Genomic DNA, 17,056 nt, shown 5'->3' with positions numbered 1-17,056 from the left:
CCAGGAGCGCCGCGGCGAGTTCTTCCGTGTCGCCCCTCGAGGTGTGACCCGAGGCTCCCCCGGAATCCGCTTGACCGGACCCGACTTCATGACTCCGTCTGACAGGCTCGCGCGATTCGCAGCACCAGCTCGGGGAATGTCATGCCCGCCGCTTTCGCTGCCATGGGCACCAGGCTGTGGCTGGTCATTCCCGGGACCGTGTTCACTTCCAGCAGATAAAAGTGGCCGTGCTGATCTGCCATCACATCCACCCGACCCCAGCCGCGACAGCCGAGGCTTTCAAACGACTGCAGGGCCAACGCCTTGAGCGCCTCTTCGCGCTCGGGCTCCAGACCACAGGGACACAGGTAGCGAGTGTCCTCCGCCAGGTATTTGGCGTCGTAGTCGTAGAACCGGTGGTCGGTTTCCAACTTGATCGGGGGCAGCGCCTCGCCATCCAGAATCGCGACCGTGTACTCCGCGCCTTTCACCAGTCGCTCTACCAGAACGCTGCCGTCATAGCGCGCGGCGTCGGCATAGGCCTGCGCCAATTCATCGCCGCTCTGAACCCGCGCCATGCCAATACTGGACCCTTCGTGCGCCGGTTTGACGATGGCATCGCCTCCGAGGTTTTTAATGATCTGGTGCCAGTCACTGCCGGCGTTCAGCACGGCGAACTCCGGTGTGGACAGGCCGATACCCACCCACAGCTGTTTGCTGCGCAACTTATCCATCGCCAGGGCAGAGGCGGTGACATCACTGCCGGTGTAGGGAATGCCCATGAATTCCAGCAACGCCTGGATTCGACCGTCCTCCCCCCCGGGACCGTGCAACGCGACAAACGCCACATCCATTTGCGTTGCCTGAAGCTGCGCAATGGCGTTTTTGCCAATGTCTAACCCCACGGCGTCAACACCGGCCTCTTTGAACGCTTTCAGCACCGCCTCGCCGGTCTGCAGCGAGATCGGACGCTCGGCTGAGGTACCGCCATACAGAACGCCAACCCGCCCCAGCGCACGGGCGGTATTGGCATTCATGGTTTTACGTTTTTCCTGACTCACTGTTGCTTTACCTTTCATTGGCCATTCGCAGAACGTGCGCCGCGTTAACGGAGCTTGCGCCGCGCCAGTTCGCCCGCGAGCGCACCCACGTTACCGGCGCCCTGGGTAATCACGATATCGCCGGGTTTGACGATGTCCCGGACCACGTCGGGGACATCGTCCACCGATTCCACAAAAATGGGTTCCACCGCGCCGCGTACCCGCAGGCTTCGGCTCAGATGCCGACCGTCGGCACCGGGAATGGGATCCTCGCCGGCGCTGTAGACTTCGAGCAGCACCAGCACATCCACGCTCGAGAGCACTTCCACAAAATCTTCATACAGGTCGCGCGTTCGGGTATAACGGTGCGGCTGGTACACCATCACCAACCGGCGCTCGGGCCAACCATCGCGAATGGCGGCAATGGTGGCGGCCACTTCTCTCGGGTGGTGACCGTAGTCATCCACCAGCATCGCCTCGCCCTCGGCGATCTGATAGTGGCCGTAGACCTGAAAGCGACGACCCACACCGGCAAAATGTTTCAGGCCGTCCTGAATCGCCTGGTCACTCAGCCCTTCATCGGTCGCAACGGCCACCACGGAAGTCGCGTTGAGCACATTGTGCAGACCGGGAATATTGAGCTCGATCGACAAGGGCTCCTCGCGATCAGGTCGAAGCACTTCGAAGCGGGTCTGCATTTTATCCTTGCTGACGTTAATCGCGCGAAAATCACAGTGCTCGCCAAAGCCGTAGGTCAGCGTCGGACGAGAGAGCCGGGGAATAATGTCCATGATCACCGGGTCGTCCCCGCACAGCACCGCCAGCCCGTAAAATGGCAAGTTGTGAATAAACTCGATAAATGTTTTCTTCAGCTGGTTAAAGTCCCCGCCATACGTATCCATATGATCGGCGTCAATATTGGTGACCACGGCCACCATCGGCTGCAGATGCAAAAACGAGGCATCGCTCTCGTCCGCCTCCGCCACCAGGTAGCGGCTCGCTCCCAGTTGAGCGTTGCTGCCGGCACTGTTGACCAGTCCACCGATAATGAAGGTCGGGTGACGCCCACCGGCCGCCAGCACCGAGGCCATCAGGCTGGTGGTTGTGGTTTTACCGTGCGTGCCCGCAACGGCCACGCCGTGGCGGTAGCGCATCAGCTCACCCAACATCTCGGCACGCCGCACAATGGGGATACGCCGTTCCCGCGCACTGATCATTTCCGGGTTGTCCGCCTTCACCGCGCTGGAGTTCACCACCACGTGGGCGTCCGCCACGTTCTCGGGCCGATGGCCGATAAAAACCGTCGCACCCATCACCTCGAGACGACGCGTACTGGCGGACTCTTTCAGGTCGGAACCGGTAATGTCGTAGCCCTGGTTGAGCAGCACCTCGGCGATACCACTCATACCGGCACCGCCGATGCCGATAAAGTGGATGCGACGGATGCGGCGCATCTCCGGGACTTCGTAATACTGGATGGTCTTATCCACGTGATACCTCTATACAATGTTCGGCAACCACCCCGGCGGCCTCGGGCCGGGCGAGACGACGACCCTTTTCCGCCATCGACTGCAAACGCGGGCGATCCGAAAACTCTTCCCGTACCAACGCCGCCAACTTCTCCGCATCCAGGTCGCGCTGGGACACTGCCAGCGCCGCTCCTGCATCCACAAGAACCGCCGCATTGTGCGTCTGGTGATCATCAATCGCGTGAGGATAGGGAATCATCAAAGCCGCCAGTCCCACGGACATCAGTTCCGAGACGGTCAACGCCCCGGCCCGGCAGATGACCCAATCCGCCCAGGCGTAGGCCGCCGCCATATCCTCAATAAACGGTTCGACCCTGGCGTCGACACCAGATAGCCGGTAATGCTCTGTCGTCGCCTCCGAGTGAGCGGCTCCGCACTGGTGCCAGACGTCCGGGCGCTCATTTGCCTCGAGGCGAGAAAGCGCTTCGGGCACCTGTTCATTGATTGCCCGCGCCCCCAGACTTCCACCCAGCACCAACAACCGCAACGGCTGACCGTCTCGGGCGCTGAATCGCGCTGAAGGCTCAGGCAACGTCGCCACTTCGCGTCGCACCGGATTCCCCACTTCAACGGCGTTTTTCAGCCCGGTGGGAAAGGCCGTCAGAACGCACGACGCCAGTGACGCCAGATAGCGATTGGTGGTTCCGGGAATCGCGTTCTGTTCGTGAATGACCAATGGCCGCCCGGTCAACCGGGCAGCGATCCCACCGGGACCGGAGGCAAAGCCACCGAACCCGACCACCACATCCGGTTTGAAACGCCGCACCACATTCAATGCCTGAATCACCGCCAGCAACACCAAAAACGGCGCTTTCAAAAGGCCGGTTGCACCGCGCCCGCGCACGCCCTGCACGGACAGAAAATGCAGGGGAATATCCGCCGCTGGCACCAGTCTCGCTTCAATTCCCTTCGCCGTACCCAGCCAGGCCAGCGCCAGGCCCCGGGCCTGCAGCTCTCGGGCCACGGCCAGTGCAGGGAACACGTGGCCACCAGTGCCACCAGCCATGATCAATGCCTTGCGTTGACGTTCCGCCATCACGCCGCCTCCTTCCACTGGGCACGCACGGAGACGGGTTTGACCCGACGCCGGGTGCGAGAGGAAGCCACTGGCGCCGCCTGGCGCTGTTCCCAATCCACGCGGATCACAAACGCCACCAGCGCACAGCCCACCAACAGACTGCTGCCGCCGTAGCTGACAAAAGGCAGTGTCAGCCCTTTGGTGGGCAGCAACCCGGCCGCCACACCAATATTGATGAATACCTGGAACGTCAACAGAATCGCAATGCCGTAGGTGGCAAACGCGGCAAACAACCGATTCGCGGTCAGACTGGCCCGGGCAATACGGAATATTTTTACGATCAGCGCGCCATACACCGACAGCAGCGCCACCAGACCGACCAGACCAAATTCCTCGGCGGTGATCGCCGCAATAAAGTCCGTGTGCGCTTCCGGCAGATAAAACAATTTCTGCAGGCTATTGCCCAAGCCCAGGCCGAACCACTCGCCCCGGCCAAAGGCAATCAATGACTGGGTCAATTGATAGCCCGAACCGAACTGGGTGGCCCAGGGGTCCAGAAAGGTGACCAAGCGGCTCATGCGGTAAGGCTCGAACACCGCCAGCGCTGCCAGCGCCGCCAAGGCCAACATAGCCAGCAAACCGAAATGCCAGAGTTTGACGCCAGCAATAAACATCATGGCCAGGACAACGCTGGCCAGCACCACCGCGCTGCCAAAGTCCGGCTGAAGTAACAACAACAGACACATCAGGCCGAGCACCATCACCGGCTTCACAAACCCCTGCCAGCCGGTATAGAGCTCCTGATGGCGACGGGCGAAAAAGCTTGCAAAAAACAGAATGGCGGCCAGCTTCGCCACTTCGGAGATCTGTACGGAAATCACGCCCAGATCGAGCCAACGACGCGCGCCGTTCACTTCCCGGCCGATGCCCGGAATCAACACCGCGCACAGTAAAACCAGCGTGGCCAGCATCAACCAACCGGCGTGCTGCTGGGCCAGGCGCACCGGTACGGCCACGACCAAGGCGGCCAGCGCCACTCCAAGCACCAGATAGACGCTGTGCCGCTTGGCGAAGAACCAGGGGTCACCGTACTCTTCCGCCGCAAAAGCGATGGAGGCGGACGAAATCATGATCAGCCCGATACTCAGGAGCGCAAGCCACAACATGACAAGCACCGGATCAACGCCGCCGCGAAAGACACCTACCGATTCATCCCAGCGCTGCTTCAACCACGCGATCATGCCACCCCCTCCACAGCCCGACGGAACTGGTTGCCACGATCCTGATAGTTTTCGAACATATCGAAACTGGCGCAGGCGGGGGACAGTAGCACCACATCACCGGGCTCTGCCGCCTCTCGGGCCTGATGCACTGCCTCTTTCATGTCGGAGGCGCGTTTCACCTCGGCCAGGTCCCCGAGGGTTTCCGCCATGGCGTCGGCCGCTGTGCCAATCAACACCAGCGAGCGCACACAGCGCTCGACCGACTTACGCATATCATTGAAGGTGGCGCCTTTGGGGTCACCCCCGGCGATCAACACCACCCGGCCGGCCGCCGGCTTCAGCCCTTCAATCGCGGCGATGGCGGCCCCCACATTGGTGCCTTTTGAGTCGTTGTAAAACACGACGCCGTTTTTCTCCGCCACCCACTCGCAACGGTGCGGCAATCCGCTGAACCGGCGCAGGGTATCGAGCATGCTCTCGGTCGACAGGCCGACGGCCCGGCCCAAGGCCAGAGCAGCCAGGGCGTTGTCGATGTTGTGACGGCCCTTGATTTTCATTTCAGAGGCGGGCATCAGCGGCTGCAGCTGCCAGTAGAGCCAGTCTTCGCCCTCGTGTTCCGCTACCCCGAAACGGTGAAACTCGGGGCGCCCGCCAAAGGTCAACGGCACGGCGTTCACGCTCATCGGCGGTTGGGTCAGTACGCTCTGGCTGTTGTACACCACTTGTTCGGCCCCGAAATACACCCGCAGCTTCGCCTGATGGTAAGCCGGCATGTCGGGGTAGCGGTCCATGTGATCGGCACTGAGGTTCAACACCGTCGCCACTTTGGCGCCGAGTTTGCTGACCGTTTCCAATTGGAAACTGGACAGCTCAAGCACATACAGCTCGACGTTATCGTCGAGCAGATCCAGTGCCGGGGTACCCAGATTGCCGCCCACGGCCACGTTCAATCCGGCCTCTTCGGCCATCTGTCCCACCAGAGTGGTGACGGTACTTTTGGCGTTCGAGCCGGTGATCGCCACGAAAGGGGCTTTCGCGTAGCGGGTGAACAATTCGATGTCGCCCACCAGGCGGGCACCGGCGTTACGGGCCTGTTGCAACTCCGGTATGCTCAAGGCCAACCCCGGGCTGACAACCACCTCTTCCATTTTTCCAAGCGCGAGCGCATCAAGCGGGCCGAAGTGCACACGGGAGGCGCCGAACTCGCGCTCGATGTCTGCCCGCTTCGGATGGTCCGCGCGAGTATCGTGCAACGTAAACGCTTTGCCTTGGCGCACCAGAAAACGCGCGACGGAGACGCCGGATACTCCGGCGCCCACGATGGCGGTCTGGCAACTGCTAGCAATCAGCTGAGGCACGATGTCGAATACTCCTTAACGCAATTTCAATGTCGCCAGCCCGAAGGAAACGAGCATGACGGTAATGATCCAGAACCGGACGATGACCCGAGGTTCCGGCCAGCCTTTCAATTCATAGTGATGATGCAGTGGTGCCATCCGGAAGATCCGGCGCCCGGTCAACTTGAACGACGCCACCTGCAGAATCACCGAGACGGTTTCCATCACAAAGATGCCACCCATGATGAACAACACAATCTCATGACGGACGATAACGGCAATCACGCCGAGTGCCGCACCCAGAGCCAACGCGCCCACATCTCCCATAAATACCTGGGCCGGGTAGGTGTTAAACCACAGAAACCCGAGACCGGCACCGGCGAGCGCACCGCAGAAAATCACCAGTTCCCCGGCACCGGGTATATGGGCGATATGCAGGTAGCTGGCGAACTCCACATGGCCCGACAGGTAGGCGATCACGCCCAGCGCGGCACCGACCATGACCGATGGCATGATCGCCAGACCGTCGAGGCCGTCGGTCAGATTGACCGCGTTGCTTGAGCCCACAATCACAAAATAGGTGATCACCAGATAAAACAGGCCCAGATCCAGAGCGACGTTTTTGAAAAAGGGCACAAACAGTTGGGTTTCCGCTGGGGTCACGGCGCTGTAGTACAGAAAAACCGCTGCCCCCAGTCCGGCCACGGATTGCCAAAAATATTTCCAGCGCGCAGGCAAACCACGAGAGTTGGATTGCACGACTTTGCGATAGTCATCGACCCAACCCACAGCACCGAAAATGCCGGTGACCACTAACACCACCCAGACGTAACGATTGCTCAGGTCCGTCCACAATAAGGTGCTGATAAAAATCGCGGCCAAAATCAGGGTGCCACCCATGGTGGGCGTGCCCGATTTGCTCAAATGGCTTTGCGGGCCGTCGTCCCGCACGGCCTGGCCGATCTGCAGGTAGTTCAGCCGGCGGATCATCCAGGGGCCGAGCAGCAGCGAGAGCACCAACGCGGTGAGCACTCCCAGAATCGCGCGCAGCGTGAGGTACTGAAAGACGGACATGCCGCTCAGGTATTGTTCTAGGTATTCGGCGAGCCACAGTAGCATCAGTCTTGGTCTCCGGTTTCGCTCAAGCCGCGCACAACCCGGTCCATGCCGGCGCTGCGAGAACCTTTAATTAACACTCGGGCATCCCCATCCAATTCGCCCTTGAGCGCTTCGATCACTGCTTCGTGGGTCTGGTAATTGGAACCACCCTCGCCAAAGGCGGCGGCGGTATTGGCACTCAACGGGCCCAGAGTCACCACCCGGTCCAAACCGCGGTTGCGAGCTCGCTCGCCCAGTTCCCGGTGGAGCTCGGCGCTGTGTTCTCCCAGCTCACCCATGTCGCCCAAGACCAGAATGCGCCGGCCTTCGTGGGCAGCCAGCACTTCGATGGCGGCTTTGACCGAACCTGGGTTGGCGTTGTAGCTGTCGTCGATAATCAGCGCGCCGGCCCAGCCGCGACGAGCCGACATACGCCCCGCCACGGGTTCAAAACTCTCCAATCCCCGGGCAATGGCCTGAGCCGACAGCCCCAGCGCAAAGGCACAGGCCGCCGCCGCCAGAGCGTTGCGAACGCTGTGCTCGCCCGGCGCGGAAAGGGCGACACGAGCGGTATCCGCGCCGACCACCAAGATGAAATTGACCCCCTCGGGCCGATGCTCGATATCGCGGGCGTGGCACTGGACGTGCGTTTGATGCAGTGAAAAGTCAATGACCCGCTGCCCGTCTAAGCCGTCCAGCCACTGATTGGAAAAGGCGTCATCGCGGTTGATCACCGCGATGCCGTTTTTACCGAGCGCCTGGTAGATTTCCCCTTTGGCCCGGGCAACGCCCTCCACCGAGCCGAACCCCTCGATATGCGCCGGCATCACGTTGTTGACCAGAGCCACATCCGGGCGAGCCCAACGGCAGTAGGAGGCGATTTCTCCGGGGCCACTCGCGCCCATTTCAATCACGGCATACTCGTGCCGTGCTTCCAGCTCCAGCAGGGTCAGGGGCACGCCGATGTGATTGTTCAGGTTGCCCCGGGTCGCGAGCACGCCACCGGCTCGCACCAGAATGCCGGCGAGCATGGTCTTGACCGTGGTCTTGCCACTGCTACCGGTGATTGCCACCAGGGGGCCGGTGAAACGATCACGGTTGGCCGCAGCAATCTGACCGAGTGCGGTGAGCGTATCCGGCACACGCCACTGGGGCAGGGTCAACGGGTCTGGAGCGGTTTCCACGACCAGACCGGCCACCTCACGGTGAGCCGCCGTTTCCAGAAAGTCATGACCGTCGAAGCGTTCGCCTCGCAGCGCCAGAAAGAGATCGCCCTTTTGCAGTGTGCGGGTATCGGTACTCAGCCGGGAAAACTCGGCATCGCCGTGCACAAGCTCACCGCCGAAGCGACGCGCCAATTCTGACAGGGTCATAGAACCGATCATGCGCTGCCCTCCCCGTCCTGCTGCTTGGCCAAACGCCGGGCCAGGGAATGTCTGACCTGGTCCCGGTCGCTGAAATCAATGGTCTGGTTCGCGAACAACTGATAATCCTCGTGGCCCTTGCCGGCAACCAGAACCGTGTCGCCGGCGCGTGCCTGTTGAATGGCCAGGTCAATGGCCTGTGCCCGATCGGCGATCACCAGGCACTGGCGGTCGTTGTCCATGCCTTTCAAAATGTCGGCAGCAATCTGCGCGGGGTCTTCCGAGCGCGGGTTGTCATTGGTCACTACCACGTAGTCGCTATAGCGCTCAGCAAGGCGGCCCATCAGGGGGCGCTTGCCACGGTCGCGATCGCCACCGCAACCGAACACGCACCAAAGGCGTCCGGTGTTGTGATGGCAGAGTGCCTTGAGGGTGTTCTCAAGGGCATCCGGCGTGTGGGCATAATCCACCACCACTTGCAGGTCCTGAAGAGCCGGATCGATCACGACCGGCTCCATGCGACCCGGCGCAGGAATCAAGTCGGGCACTGCGGCCAATACCGACTCGAGCGATTGCCCCGAGGCACATAACAGAGACACTACCCCCAACAAATTGCTCAAATTGAAATCCCCCAGCAACGGGGTATGCAGTTCGCCCCGACCCCAGGGCGTGACGATCAGCGCGCTCATGCCCGCGCGCTGATCTACTCGATCGGTCACATAAACATCCGCCTGAGCGTCGTCCAGCGAGTAAGTGATGGCGCGAACTCCCGGAGGGCATTGTCCGAGCAGACCGAAGGCCCAGGGATCATCGCGATTGAGCACCGCTACCGACAGCCCCGGCTGGAGCAACAATCGGGCCTTGGCCGCTCCGTACTGGGTCAGGTCACCGTGATAGTCCAGGTGGTCATGGGTAAGGTTGGTAAACAACGCCGCGCGCATGGTGACGGCGGCCACCCGCCCCTGAACCAGGCTGTGGGAGGAGACTTCCATGGCCAGCGCTTCGGCACCCGCGTCTTTCAACTCCCGAATGACCCGCTGCACACTCAAGGCGTCGGGTGTGGTCAATCCCGTGTGAGTCAGGGCCGCCAGTTGTGTCTTCACATCCACCGTGTCATTCAGGCAGCCGTAGCCGAGTGTGCCCAGGACCCCGGAGCACCCCTGCAGCCGGGCGAGCAACTGGGCCATCAGCAGCGCGCAGGTGGTTTTGCCATTGGTGCCCGTGATGCCAAAGACTGTCAGTTCAGTACTGGGGCGGTGGTAAAACCGATCCCCGAGTTCGCTGAGTTTGTGCGCCAGTCCGTGCACCGCAACCACGGGGACCGTCACCGAGGTGGCCGGCGCTTCGGCATCCACAAGAATCGCCACGGCACCCTGATCAACGGCCTGTCCGATAAAGTCACGCCCGTCGTTTTGAGCGCCCTTCAGGGCCACGAAGGCCGAGCCCTGCCCCACTTGTCGGCTGTCCAGCGTCAGGCCGGTGATCTCCGGCTGACGCTGGCGATCCAGAGACTCTTCCGGCAGCAGGTCGGCAAGATTGAGAGAGGCCGTCAGAGTCATGACCAGGGCTCCTCTTTCTTGGGCTCACCTTTGACCAATACACCATTGGTTGTAGCGGTAGGCGGTACCTGAAGCAGGCGCAACGCCCCTTCAATGACTTTGGAGAACACTGGTGCGGCCACCTGCCCGCCGAAGTAACGCTGGTCCGAAGGCTCGTCGATAATGACCGCCGCCACCAGACGGGGGTTATTCGTAGGCGCCATTCCCACAAATGAAGACATATAGCGGTTATCCACGTAACCGCCGACACCAACCTTGTGGACCGTGCCGGTTTTTCCGGCGACCGGATAGGCAGGGATCTGGGCCAGGGTACCGGTCCCTTCCTGAGTCACCACGTGCGAGAGAATATCCACCATCTTACGTGCCAGCGGTTCGGCCACCACGCGCTCACCAGCGGGCACCTCGTCCACTCGAAGCAGAGAGGGGGTGCGCTTGATGCCGCCACTGGCAATCACGCTGTAGGCGTTCACCAACTGCGTGGCGGTAAGATTCAGTCCGTAACCAAACGCATAAGTCGCTCTCTGAATCGGGCTCCATCTCCGGTGATTGGGCAGGCTGCCGACCGCTTCACCGGGAAAACCGGTTCCGACGCTCTGACCGAGGCCAAGGTGGTAATACATATCTCGTACTGTTTGGGGGTCCATCTGCAGCGCCAGCTTGGTCATCCCCACCTGGCTGGATTTGGTGATGATACCGGTCACATCCAACACCCCGTAGTTCACCGGGTCCAACAGGGTCTTGGTGCCAACCTGGATGTAACCGGGACTGGTGTCAAAACGCGTTTGCGCCGAGAAACGACCGGTTTCCAGCGCCGCCATCACCGTGAGAGGCTTCATGGGCGAGCCGGGTTCGAACAAATCGGTAAGGGCTCGGTTGCGCATGGCACCAGGCTCCATGCGCGAACGGTCGTTCGGGTTATACGCGGGCTGATTGGTCATGGCCAAGACTTCGCCGGTGCGCACATCCATAATGACCATCGAGCCGCCCTTTGCCCCATAGCGCTGGACGGCGGCTTTGAGCTCCCGATGGGCCAGGTACTGCAGACGCAGATCGATACTGAGCGTCAGGTTGCGACCCGGACGGGCGGATTTGGTCAACTGCAGTTCTTTGACCGTGCGCCCACGTAAATCTTTTAGCACCTCTTTGGCACCACTTTCACCGGATAGCCAGGCATCATAGGCCAGCTCCATACCTTCCTGACCCCGGTCGTCAATGTCGGTGAAGCCCACAAGATGAGCGGTCACCTCGCCCGCGGGGTAATAGCGGCGGAATTCCCGCTGGCTGTAAACCCCGGGGACATCCAGCTTCAACACTTCTTCCGCCGCCTGAGGGGGCAAGTGCCGCTCCAGGTACATGAACTCCTTGCCGCTGTACCGCGATAGCCGCGCCTCCAGCTCCGATTCGGATATACCCAAACCGCGAGCCAGTTCATTCCAGCGCTCAGGCACGCGCAACAAAATGGAGGGATCCGCCCAGAGCGTTTCCACGGGGGTACTGACCGCCAGAGGCTCGCCATTGCGGTCAGTAATGACACCCCGGTAGGCGCTGATGGGTTCGGTGCGCAGGGTGCGGGCCTGGCCCTGCCCCTGCAGGAATTGATAGCCCTGGGCCATGTCCGGCACCACCTGCAGAGACGCCAGGCGAGCGAGCAGCGCGCATCCGAGCACGAGTACCGCCAAGGCCACCAGCCAGACGCGCCAGCGGGCGATTGTCAGGGTCTGCCCCTTACTCATGAACCACCATCACTATGTCGTCATCCTCCGGCAAGTGCATGTTCAACTCTTCACGCGCCAACCGTTCCACCCGGCCGTAGGCGGCCCAGGTACTTTGCTCAAGCATGTACTGCCCCCACACCACCTGAAGCTCCGAGGCCTCCCGGCGGAGTGTTTCCAACCGGCTGACCCGCTCCCGGGTCTGATGCGTGGAGGCAACCACGGCGAGCGCCGAGACCACCACCAACACCCAGGCGAGCGCCACCGCCAGGATCAAACCCCGGCGGTCGCTGTGTGCACTGGTGCTGTTAGCGGGAGAACTCATTGACGCTCGCTCCTTACAATTTTTCCGCGACGCGCATAATGGCGCTGCGGGACCGAACATTACCGCCCACTTCCACATCGCTCGCCCGAACCGCTTTGCCCAGGCTGCGCATGGTCCGCTCCAACTGTTCGTCCCTGACTGGCAGGCCGGCCGGCAGCGGCTGGCCCTTCTCCTGGCGACGGATGAACCGTTTCACCAGCCGGTCTTCCAGCGAGTGGAAACTGATGACCACCAAACGCCCTCCGGGTGCCAGCACCGACAGGGACTGCGCCAGTATGGCTTCGAGGTCCGCCAATTCATTGTTGATGTGAATGCGGATGCCCTGAAAGGCGCGGGTCGCCGGATGCTTACCCTTTTCCCAGGCGGGATTGGCGGCTTTCACGATTTCCGCCAACTCGCTGGTGCGCGTGATCGGTTTCTCTGACCGGGCGTTGACCAGTGCCCGGGCCATACGTTTGCCAAACCGCTCTTCGCCGTACTCTTTGAGGACTCGGGCGATTTCACCTTCCGAGGCGCGCGCCACCCAATCGGCGGCGCTTTCCCCGCGGGTTCGATCCATTCGCATATCCAGCGGGCCGTCCTGCAGGAAGCTGAAGCCACGCTCTGCTTCATCCAACTGGGGCGATGACACGCCCAAATCCAACAACAGCCCGCTGACCTTGCCGGTCAGCCCGCGCTCGGCAACCAGAGTTTGCAGAGCCGAGAACGACCCCTGGGCCATCTCGAACCGTTGGTCGTCTGCAAACCGCTCACTGGCCACGGCCACGGCTTCCATATCCTTGTCGATCGCGAGCAGACGCCCGCGCTCGCTCAGACGAGCCAGCACCTGGGCGCTGTGCCCACCTCGGCCAAAGGTGCCATCCACATAGAAGCCGTCGACGTCCTGGATCAGGGCATCAACCGCTTCGTGCAGCAGGACCGTCTGGTGGGGCGAATCGCTCATGGCTTACCTTGTTATTACGGGCCCGGGGTGACCGGGCGGCTAGAATGTCAGCGATTGCAACTCGGGTGAAATCTCGGTCTGAACCGGCTCTTCCAGGAGCTGGTGCCAGCTGTCTTCATTCCAAAGTTCCATTTTGTCGCCCAGGCCGACCAACATCAGTTTCTTGTCGAGACTGGCAAAACTGCGCAGTGTTGGCGGCACCAGAATACGGCCGTTGCCATCCATTTCCACCGGGGTCGCGTAACCGATCCACAGGCGTTGGATCCGCCGGGCCGCCGGGTCCAATGTGGGCAAGGCCTGAATCGTGGGCAGTTTTTCCTGCCAGTCAGGTTCCGGGTACACCAACAGGCAGCGCTCCTGGGTGTGAGCCGTCAATACCAGGCGGCCATCACAGGACGCGACCAGCGACTCGCGTATGCGAGTCGGGATCGCCATGCGACCTTTCGCGTCCATATTGATGGAGTGACTGCCTGTAAGCACGATTCACCTTGCCGTTGCGTATTGGAGCTGGGCATTGGGCGGTTTAGCCACTCTTGCCCACCAAATACCTGGGTTTTCCACAAAAAACCACTAATAACCACTTTTTACCACTAATGGCACACTATAAATCCGGGCAAAGCAAAGTCAAGCAATAGAGAAGGAAAATGCAGCGAAGTAAACGCGATCTGACGAGAAAACTGTAGGGATAGACAGGAAACAGCGAAGAGGGAAAAGCACCAGAAGATCGGGTTCACTTACACATCAGCACATTGGCTCACAAACTTAATGTAATACATTAAGTTCATGAACTTTTTAGCGCTAAAAAGGGAATTGGATAGAAGCTGGAGCTCTAAAAAGCGATAAGTCGGAGTCGGCCTGTAAGCCGGGTTCTGTCGAGGACAGTCATTCATCTGGGATGCGCGTCGCCGCGCACCTCGAGCGACCTACCCGAACCCAGCGCGGGCCGCGCCATTGGGTTCCTATTTGGTCTTGCTCCGAGCGGGGTTTACCATCGCCGCAGACTGTTGCCAGCTGCGCGGTGCGCTCTTACCGCACCATTTCACCCTTACCGGCGGCTGAGCCGCTTAGGCGGTTTACTTTCTGCTGCACTTTCCGTGGGCTCACGCCCCCCAGGCGTTACCTGGCGCTCTGCCCTATGGAGCCCGGACTTTCCTCCCCGGCGCAAGCGCCGGAGCGACTGTCGGGCCGACTCCGAAGCGTAAGAGTAACGGCAGATACAAATGTGCGCAAGCTCACATTACCGGGATAAAGCCATCCCGCCCCATGCTTTTTTTGGGCGTGACCATTTACAGGCGTATTTTAGTCTATGATATTAGCGTCCCACTGCGAGCGCTCCGGCGGGAGTGATTCGCCCATGGATACAGCACCGTATAAAAAAGGAGACATTCTCGTGAAAACTCACAACCTGACAGCGCTCGCACTGGCTATCTCCGTTGCCGCTTCCTCCCAAACTCTGGCGCAAACCCAGGACGTCGAAGAAATCCGGCTTGAGGAAATTGTGGTGACGTCGCAGAAGCGCGAAGAAAACCTCATGGACGTGCCCATCTCCGTCAACGCCATGGCGGGGGAGAAAATTGAGGACACCGGCATTACCGGCATTGAGCGCATGGCGGACTATATTCCCAGCCTCAACATGACCCAGACCGGCATCGGCACCACCATTTCCATCCGCGGCATCAGTTCCGGCGTCAACCAGGGTTTTGAGCAGTCAGCGGCCCAGTATGTGGACGGCGTACACTTTGGCCGGGCACAGCTCAGCCGCGCCCCTTTTCTTGATATCGAACGCGTTGAAGTCCTGCGAGGCCCCCAGAGCATTCTTTTCGGCAAGAACAGCACCGCCGGGGCCATCAGCATCACCACCGCCCGACCGACCGACGAATTCGAAGCAAAAGTCTCCGGGCTCTACGAGCCGGAACACGGCGAGCAGGACCTTCGGGCAGTCGTCTCCGGCCCTCTGACCGACGAACTGAGCGGTCGGCTGGCCGTTCTGGACCGCAGTATCGACGGCCACTTTCACAACACCACCCTCAACCGCGACGAAACCCGGGAAGAGGACCAGGTGATTCGCGGGACGCTCCTGTGGCAACCGAACAGCCAGTGGGACGTCACGCTCAAGCTCGAAGACGGCTCCTTTGACCAGGAGGGGCGCAACCTGGAAGTGGTGAATCCTGTGCAGATTGATCTGCCCGGCCGGCCGACACTGCCCTACTCCGCCGTGCTCGCCGGCGTGACCGGTGCCCTCAGCGGCGGACAGAACATCTATCAGCTGGACACCACTCAGGATTACCAACGTCAGTCCAACGGCGATTTCAGCTACAACAACACCCAGAACGGCATGCTCGAAGTGGAAACCGAGCTGGGCGAGCTAAGCTTCACGTCGGTAACCGGCTATACCGCCTATGACTATGAAGAGCTGTGCGATTGCGACTTTGTGGGTGTGCCGCTGTTCAATATTCTGTCCATGGAGGACTACAGCCAGTGGAGTCAAGAATTCCGCATTGCGTCGCCCCAATCAGGCCCCTTCAGCTACCTGGGCGGCCTGTTCTATCAAACCAGCGACCTGGACTTCGACGATGCCATCCGCGTACCGAGCGACTCGGTGCTTCTGCCGGCACTGGAACAGGGTGGCGTTGCCGGCGCCACCAACTTCTTTGGCACCGCCAGCCGCCGGAACTTTGACCAGGAAAGCGACATCGCGGCGGTCTTCTTTCAGGGCACCTGGGAGCTGACTCCGGATCTGCGCGTGATCGCCGGTGGCCGGTACACCGACGAAGAAAAAACCGCGAGTCGGCGTCAGTACCACACCGCACCCGACGGCTCAGGCGGCTATACCGAGGTTCCGGTAGGCACGCCGGGTGACCCCATCAACGTTTTCTACGGGCTGTTTAATATCGAGCCCTACGAGACGCTGAGCGAAACGCGCTCCGAGTCCAACTTTACCCCCTCGCTGACGTTTCAGTACGACCTGAACAGCACGGATATGATTTACGCCAGCTATACCACCGGTTTTAAGTCCGGCGGTTTTGATGTGCGCTCCAACTCTCACCCGAACCCGATGGTCAACAACGCAGTCAACGCTTCTGTCGACCCGAGCAACCCGCAACCGATCGTCGGGGTATTCGAATTTGAGGACGAGGAGGTCAAAAACTACGAGCTGGGGGGCAAGTTCGTACTGGCAGGTGGACGGGCGGAGCTGAATGCCGCGCTTTTCCATACGGACTTTCAGGACCTGCAGACCAGTCAGTTCGACGGGGCTTTCAGTTTCAACGTGACCAATGCCGCCGAGGCGACGATTCAGGGGCTGGAGGTCGATGGCCGTTGGATGTTGAGCGATAGCCTGCTGCTGAGCGGGGGCTTTGCGTATCTCGATTTCGAGTACGACGACTTCCCGACTGCCCAGTGTTATTTCGGCCAGGCGCCGGGGCAGACTCAGTGTGATGCCAGCGGTAAGAGCCGGGAGTTTACCCCGGAGCTGCAGGGCAACCTGAGCGCGAATCACACCGCTGAGCTGGGTCGGGGGCTGACGCTGAGCAGTACGCTGGATCTGATTTACAGTGATGAGTATCTGACCACGCCCACTCTGGACCCGAGGATGGTGCAGGACAGTTATGTGAAGGTGAATGCTCGCGTGGCGCTTTCCGGTCGGGATGATCGTTGGGAGTTGGCGCTGATTGGTAAGAACCTGACCGATGAGGATATCGTCAGCTATGCCAACGGTTTGCCGGTGGCGACGGTTCTGACCCAGGGTACCGGCACGGGGTATTACGCGTTTTATGAGCGGCCCCGGAGTATTGCGTTGCAGGGTACGCTGCGGTTCTAAATCGGGGGTTGATCGCTTACCAAGCTCCGTCCCGAGGTGGAGTGAACCTCTTCAAGACACGCCGTAAACCCATCCCTGGGGGCTCGAATCGCGGGTCCCCCGCTCCACG

The 17,056-nt window shown here is 60.8% G+C and carries 13 protein-coding genes and 1 other RNA gene; 1 reads left to right on the top strand and 13 read right to left on the bottom strand.

Translation table 11 applies throughout. The features are described from left to right. Nucleotides 1–86: 86 nt before the first annotated feature. The 13 genes from G547_RS0103630 to rnpB all read right to left on the bottom strand — a co-directional run bounded on the left by G547_RS0103630 (nt 87) and on the right by rnpB (nt 14,320). The gene (locus tag G547_RS0103630; RefSeq protein ID WP_027328666.1) at nt 87–1,016 is read right to left on the bottom strand and encodes a D-alanine--D-alanine ligase; all 930 of its coding nucleotides are present in this window, start codon (nt 1,014–1,016) and stop codon (nt 87–89) included. A gap of 68 nt (nt 1,017–1,084) precedes the next feature. After that, complete coding sequence (gene murC / locus G547_RS0103625) at nt 1,085–2,473, bottom strand: UDP-N-acetylmuramate--L-alanine ligase (protein WP_036187172.1); 1,389 nt, start codon at nt 2,471–2,473, stop codon at nt 1,085–1,087. Between the two features lie 28 nt (nt 2,474–2,501). Then, nucleotides 2,502–3,584 carry an undecaprenyldiphospho-muramoylpentapeptide beta-N-acetylglucosaminyltransferase gene (gene murG, locus G547_RS0103620; protein WP_027328664.1) on the bottom strand — a complete coding sequence of 361 codons (1,083 nt, stop codon included), beginning with the start codon at nt 3,582–3,584 and terminating at the stop codon, nt 2,502–2,504. Next, nucleotides 3,584–4,807, bottom strand: a complete 1,224-nt coding sequence (gene ftsW / locus G547_RS20010) for a putative lipid II flippase FtsW (RefSeq protein WP_051234756.1) — start codon at nt 4,805–4,807, stop codon at nt 3,584–3,586. The genes murG and ftsW overlap by 1 nt, the downstream gene beginning before the upstream one ends. Continuing rightward, a complete protein-coding gene (gene murD, locus G547_RS0103610; protein WP_211224489.1) occupies nt 4,804–6,147 on the bottom strand; it encodes a UDP-N-acetylmuramoyl-L-alanine--D-glutamate ligase in 1,344 nt (447 codons plus the stop codon). The genes ftsW and murD overlap by 4 nt, the downstream gene beginning before the upstream one ends. 15 nt (nt 6,148–6,162) lie before the next feature. Continuing rightward, nucleotides 6,163–7,245, bottom strand: a complete 1,083-nt coding sequence (gene mraY, locus G547_RS0103605) for a phospho-N-acetylmuramoyl-pentapeptide-transferase (protein ID WP_027328662.1) — start codon at nt 7,243–7,245, stop codon at nt 6,163–6,165. Further along, nucleotides 7,245–8,597, bottom strand: a complete 1,353-nt coding sequence (locus G547_RS0103600) for a UDP-N-acetylmuramoyl-tripeptide--D-alanyl-D-alanine ligase (protein ID WP_245573342.1) — start codon at nt 8,595–8,597, stop codon at nt 7,245–7,247. Before G547_RS0103600 ends, mraY begins: the two co-directional genes overlap by 1 nt. An 8-nt stretch (nt 8,598–8,605) precedes the next feature. After that, the gene (locus G547_RS0103595) at nt 8,606–10,147 is read right to left on the bottom strand and encodes a UDP-N-acetylmuramoyl-L-alanyl-D-glutamate--2,6-diaminopimelate ligase (RefSeq protein ID WP_036186981.1); all 1,542 of its coding nucleotides are present in this window, start codon (nt 10,145–10,147) and stop codon (nt 8,606–8,608) included. Next, nucleotides 10,144–11,880 (bottom strand): peptidoglycan D,D-transpeptidase FtsI family protein, encoded by a 1,737-nt coding sequence (locus G547_RS20005; protein ID WP_036186979.1) that lies wholly within the window; start codon nt 11,878–11,880, stop codon nt 10,144–10,146. The genes G547_RS0103595 and G547_RS20005 overlap by 4 nt, the downstream gene beginning before the upstream one ends. Then, nucleotides 11,873–12,184: a cell division protein FtsL gene (ftsL, locus tag G547_RS0103585; protein WP_027328659.1), complete on the bottom strand. Its 312-nt coding sequence runs from the start codon at nt 12,182–12,184 to the stop codon at nt 11,873–11,875. The genes G547_RS20005 and ftsL overlap by 8 nt, the downstream gene beginning before the upstream one ends. A 13-nt stretch (nt 12,185–12,197) precedes the next feature. Then, nucleotides 12,198–13,127 carry a 16S rRNA (cytosine(1402)-N(4))-methyltransferase RsmH gene (gene rsmH / locus G547_RS0103580; RefSeq protein ID WP_027328658.1) on the bottom strand — a complete coding sequence of 310 codons (930 nt, stop codon included), beginning with the start codon at nt 13,125–13,127 and terminating at the stop codon, nt 12,198–12,200. Between the two features lie 39 nt (nt 13,128–13,166). After that, nucleotides 13,167–13,607, bottom strand: coding sequence for a division/cell wall cluster transcriptional repressor MraZ (gene mraZ / locus G547_RS0103575; RefSeq protein ID WP_027328657.1), 441 nt, complete (start codon nt 13,605–13,607; stop codon nt 13,167–13,169). 362 nt (nt 13,608–13,969) lie between these two features. Next, an RNA gene (rnpB, locus tag G547_RS22525) (RNase P RNA component class A) lies at nt 13,970–14,320 on the bottom strand. A gap of 197 nt (nt 14,321–14,517) precedes the next feature. Here rnpB and G547_RS0103570 point away from each other — a divergent pair. Continuing rightward, nucleotides 14,518–16,947: a TonB-dependent receptor gene (locus G547_RS0103570; RefSeq protein WP_245573340.1), complete on the top strand. Its 2,430-nt coding sequence runs from the start codon at nt 14,518–14,520 to the stop codon at nt 16,945–16,947. Nucleotides 16,948–17,056: the final 109 nt, after the last annotated feature.

The organism is Marinimicrobium agarilyticum DSM 16975 (assembly GCF_000423345.1).
GTDB classification, from domain to species: domain Bacteria; phylum Pseudomonadota; class Gammaproteobacteria; order Pseudomonadales; family Cellvibrionaceae; genus Marinimicrobium; species Marinimicrobium agarilyticum.
Note: the sequence above shows the minus strand (reverse complement) of the source record. Positions and strands in the feature narration are given on the sequence as shown.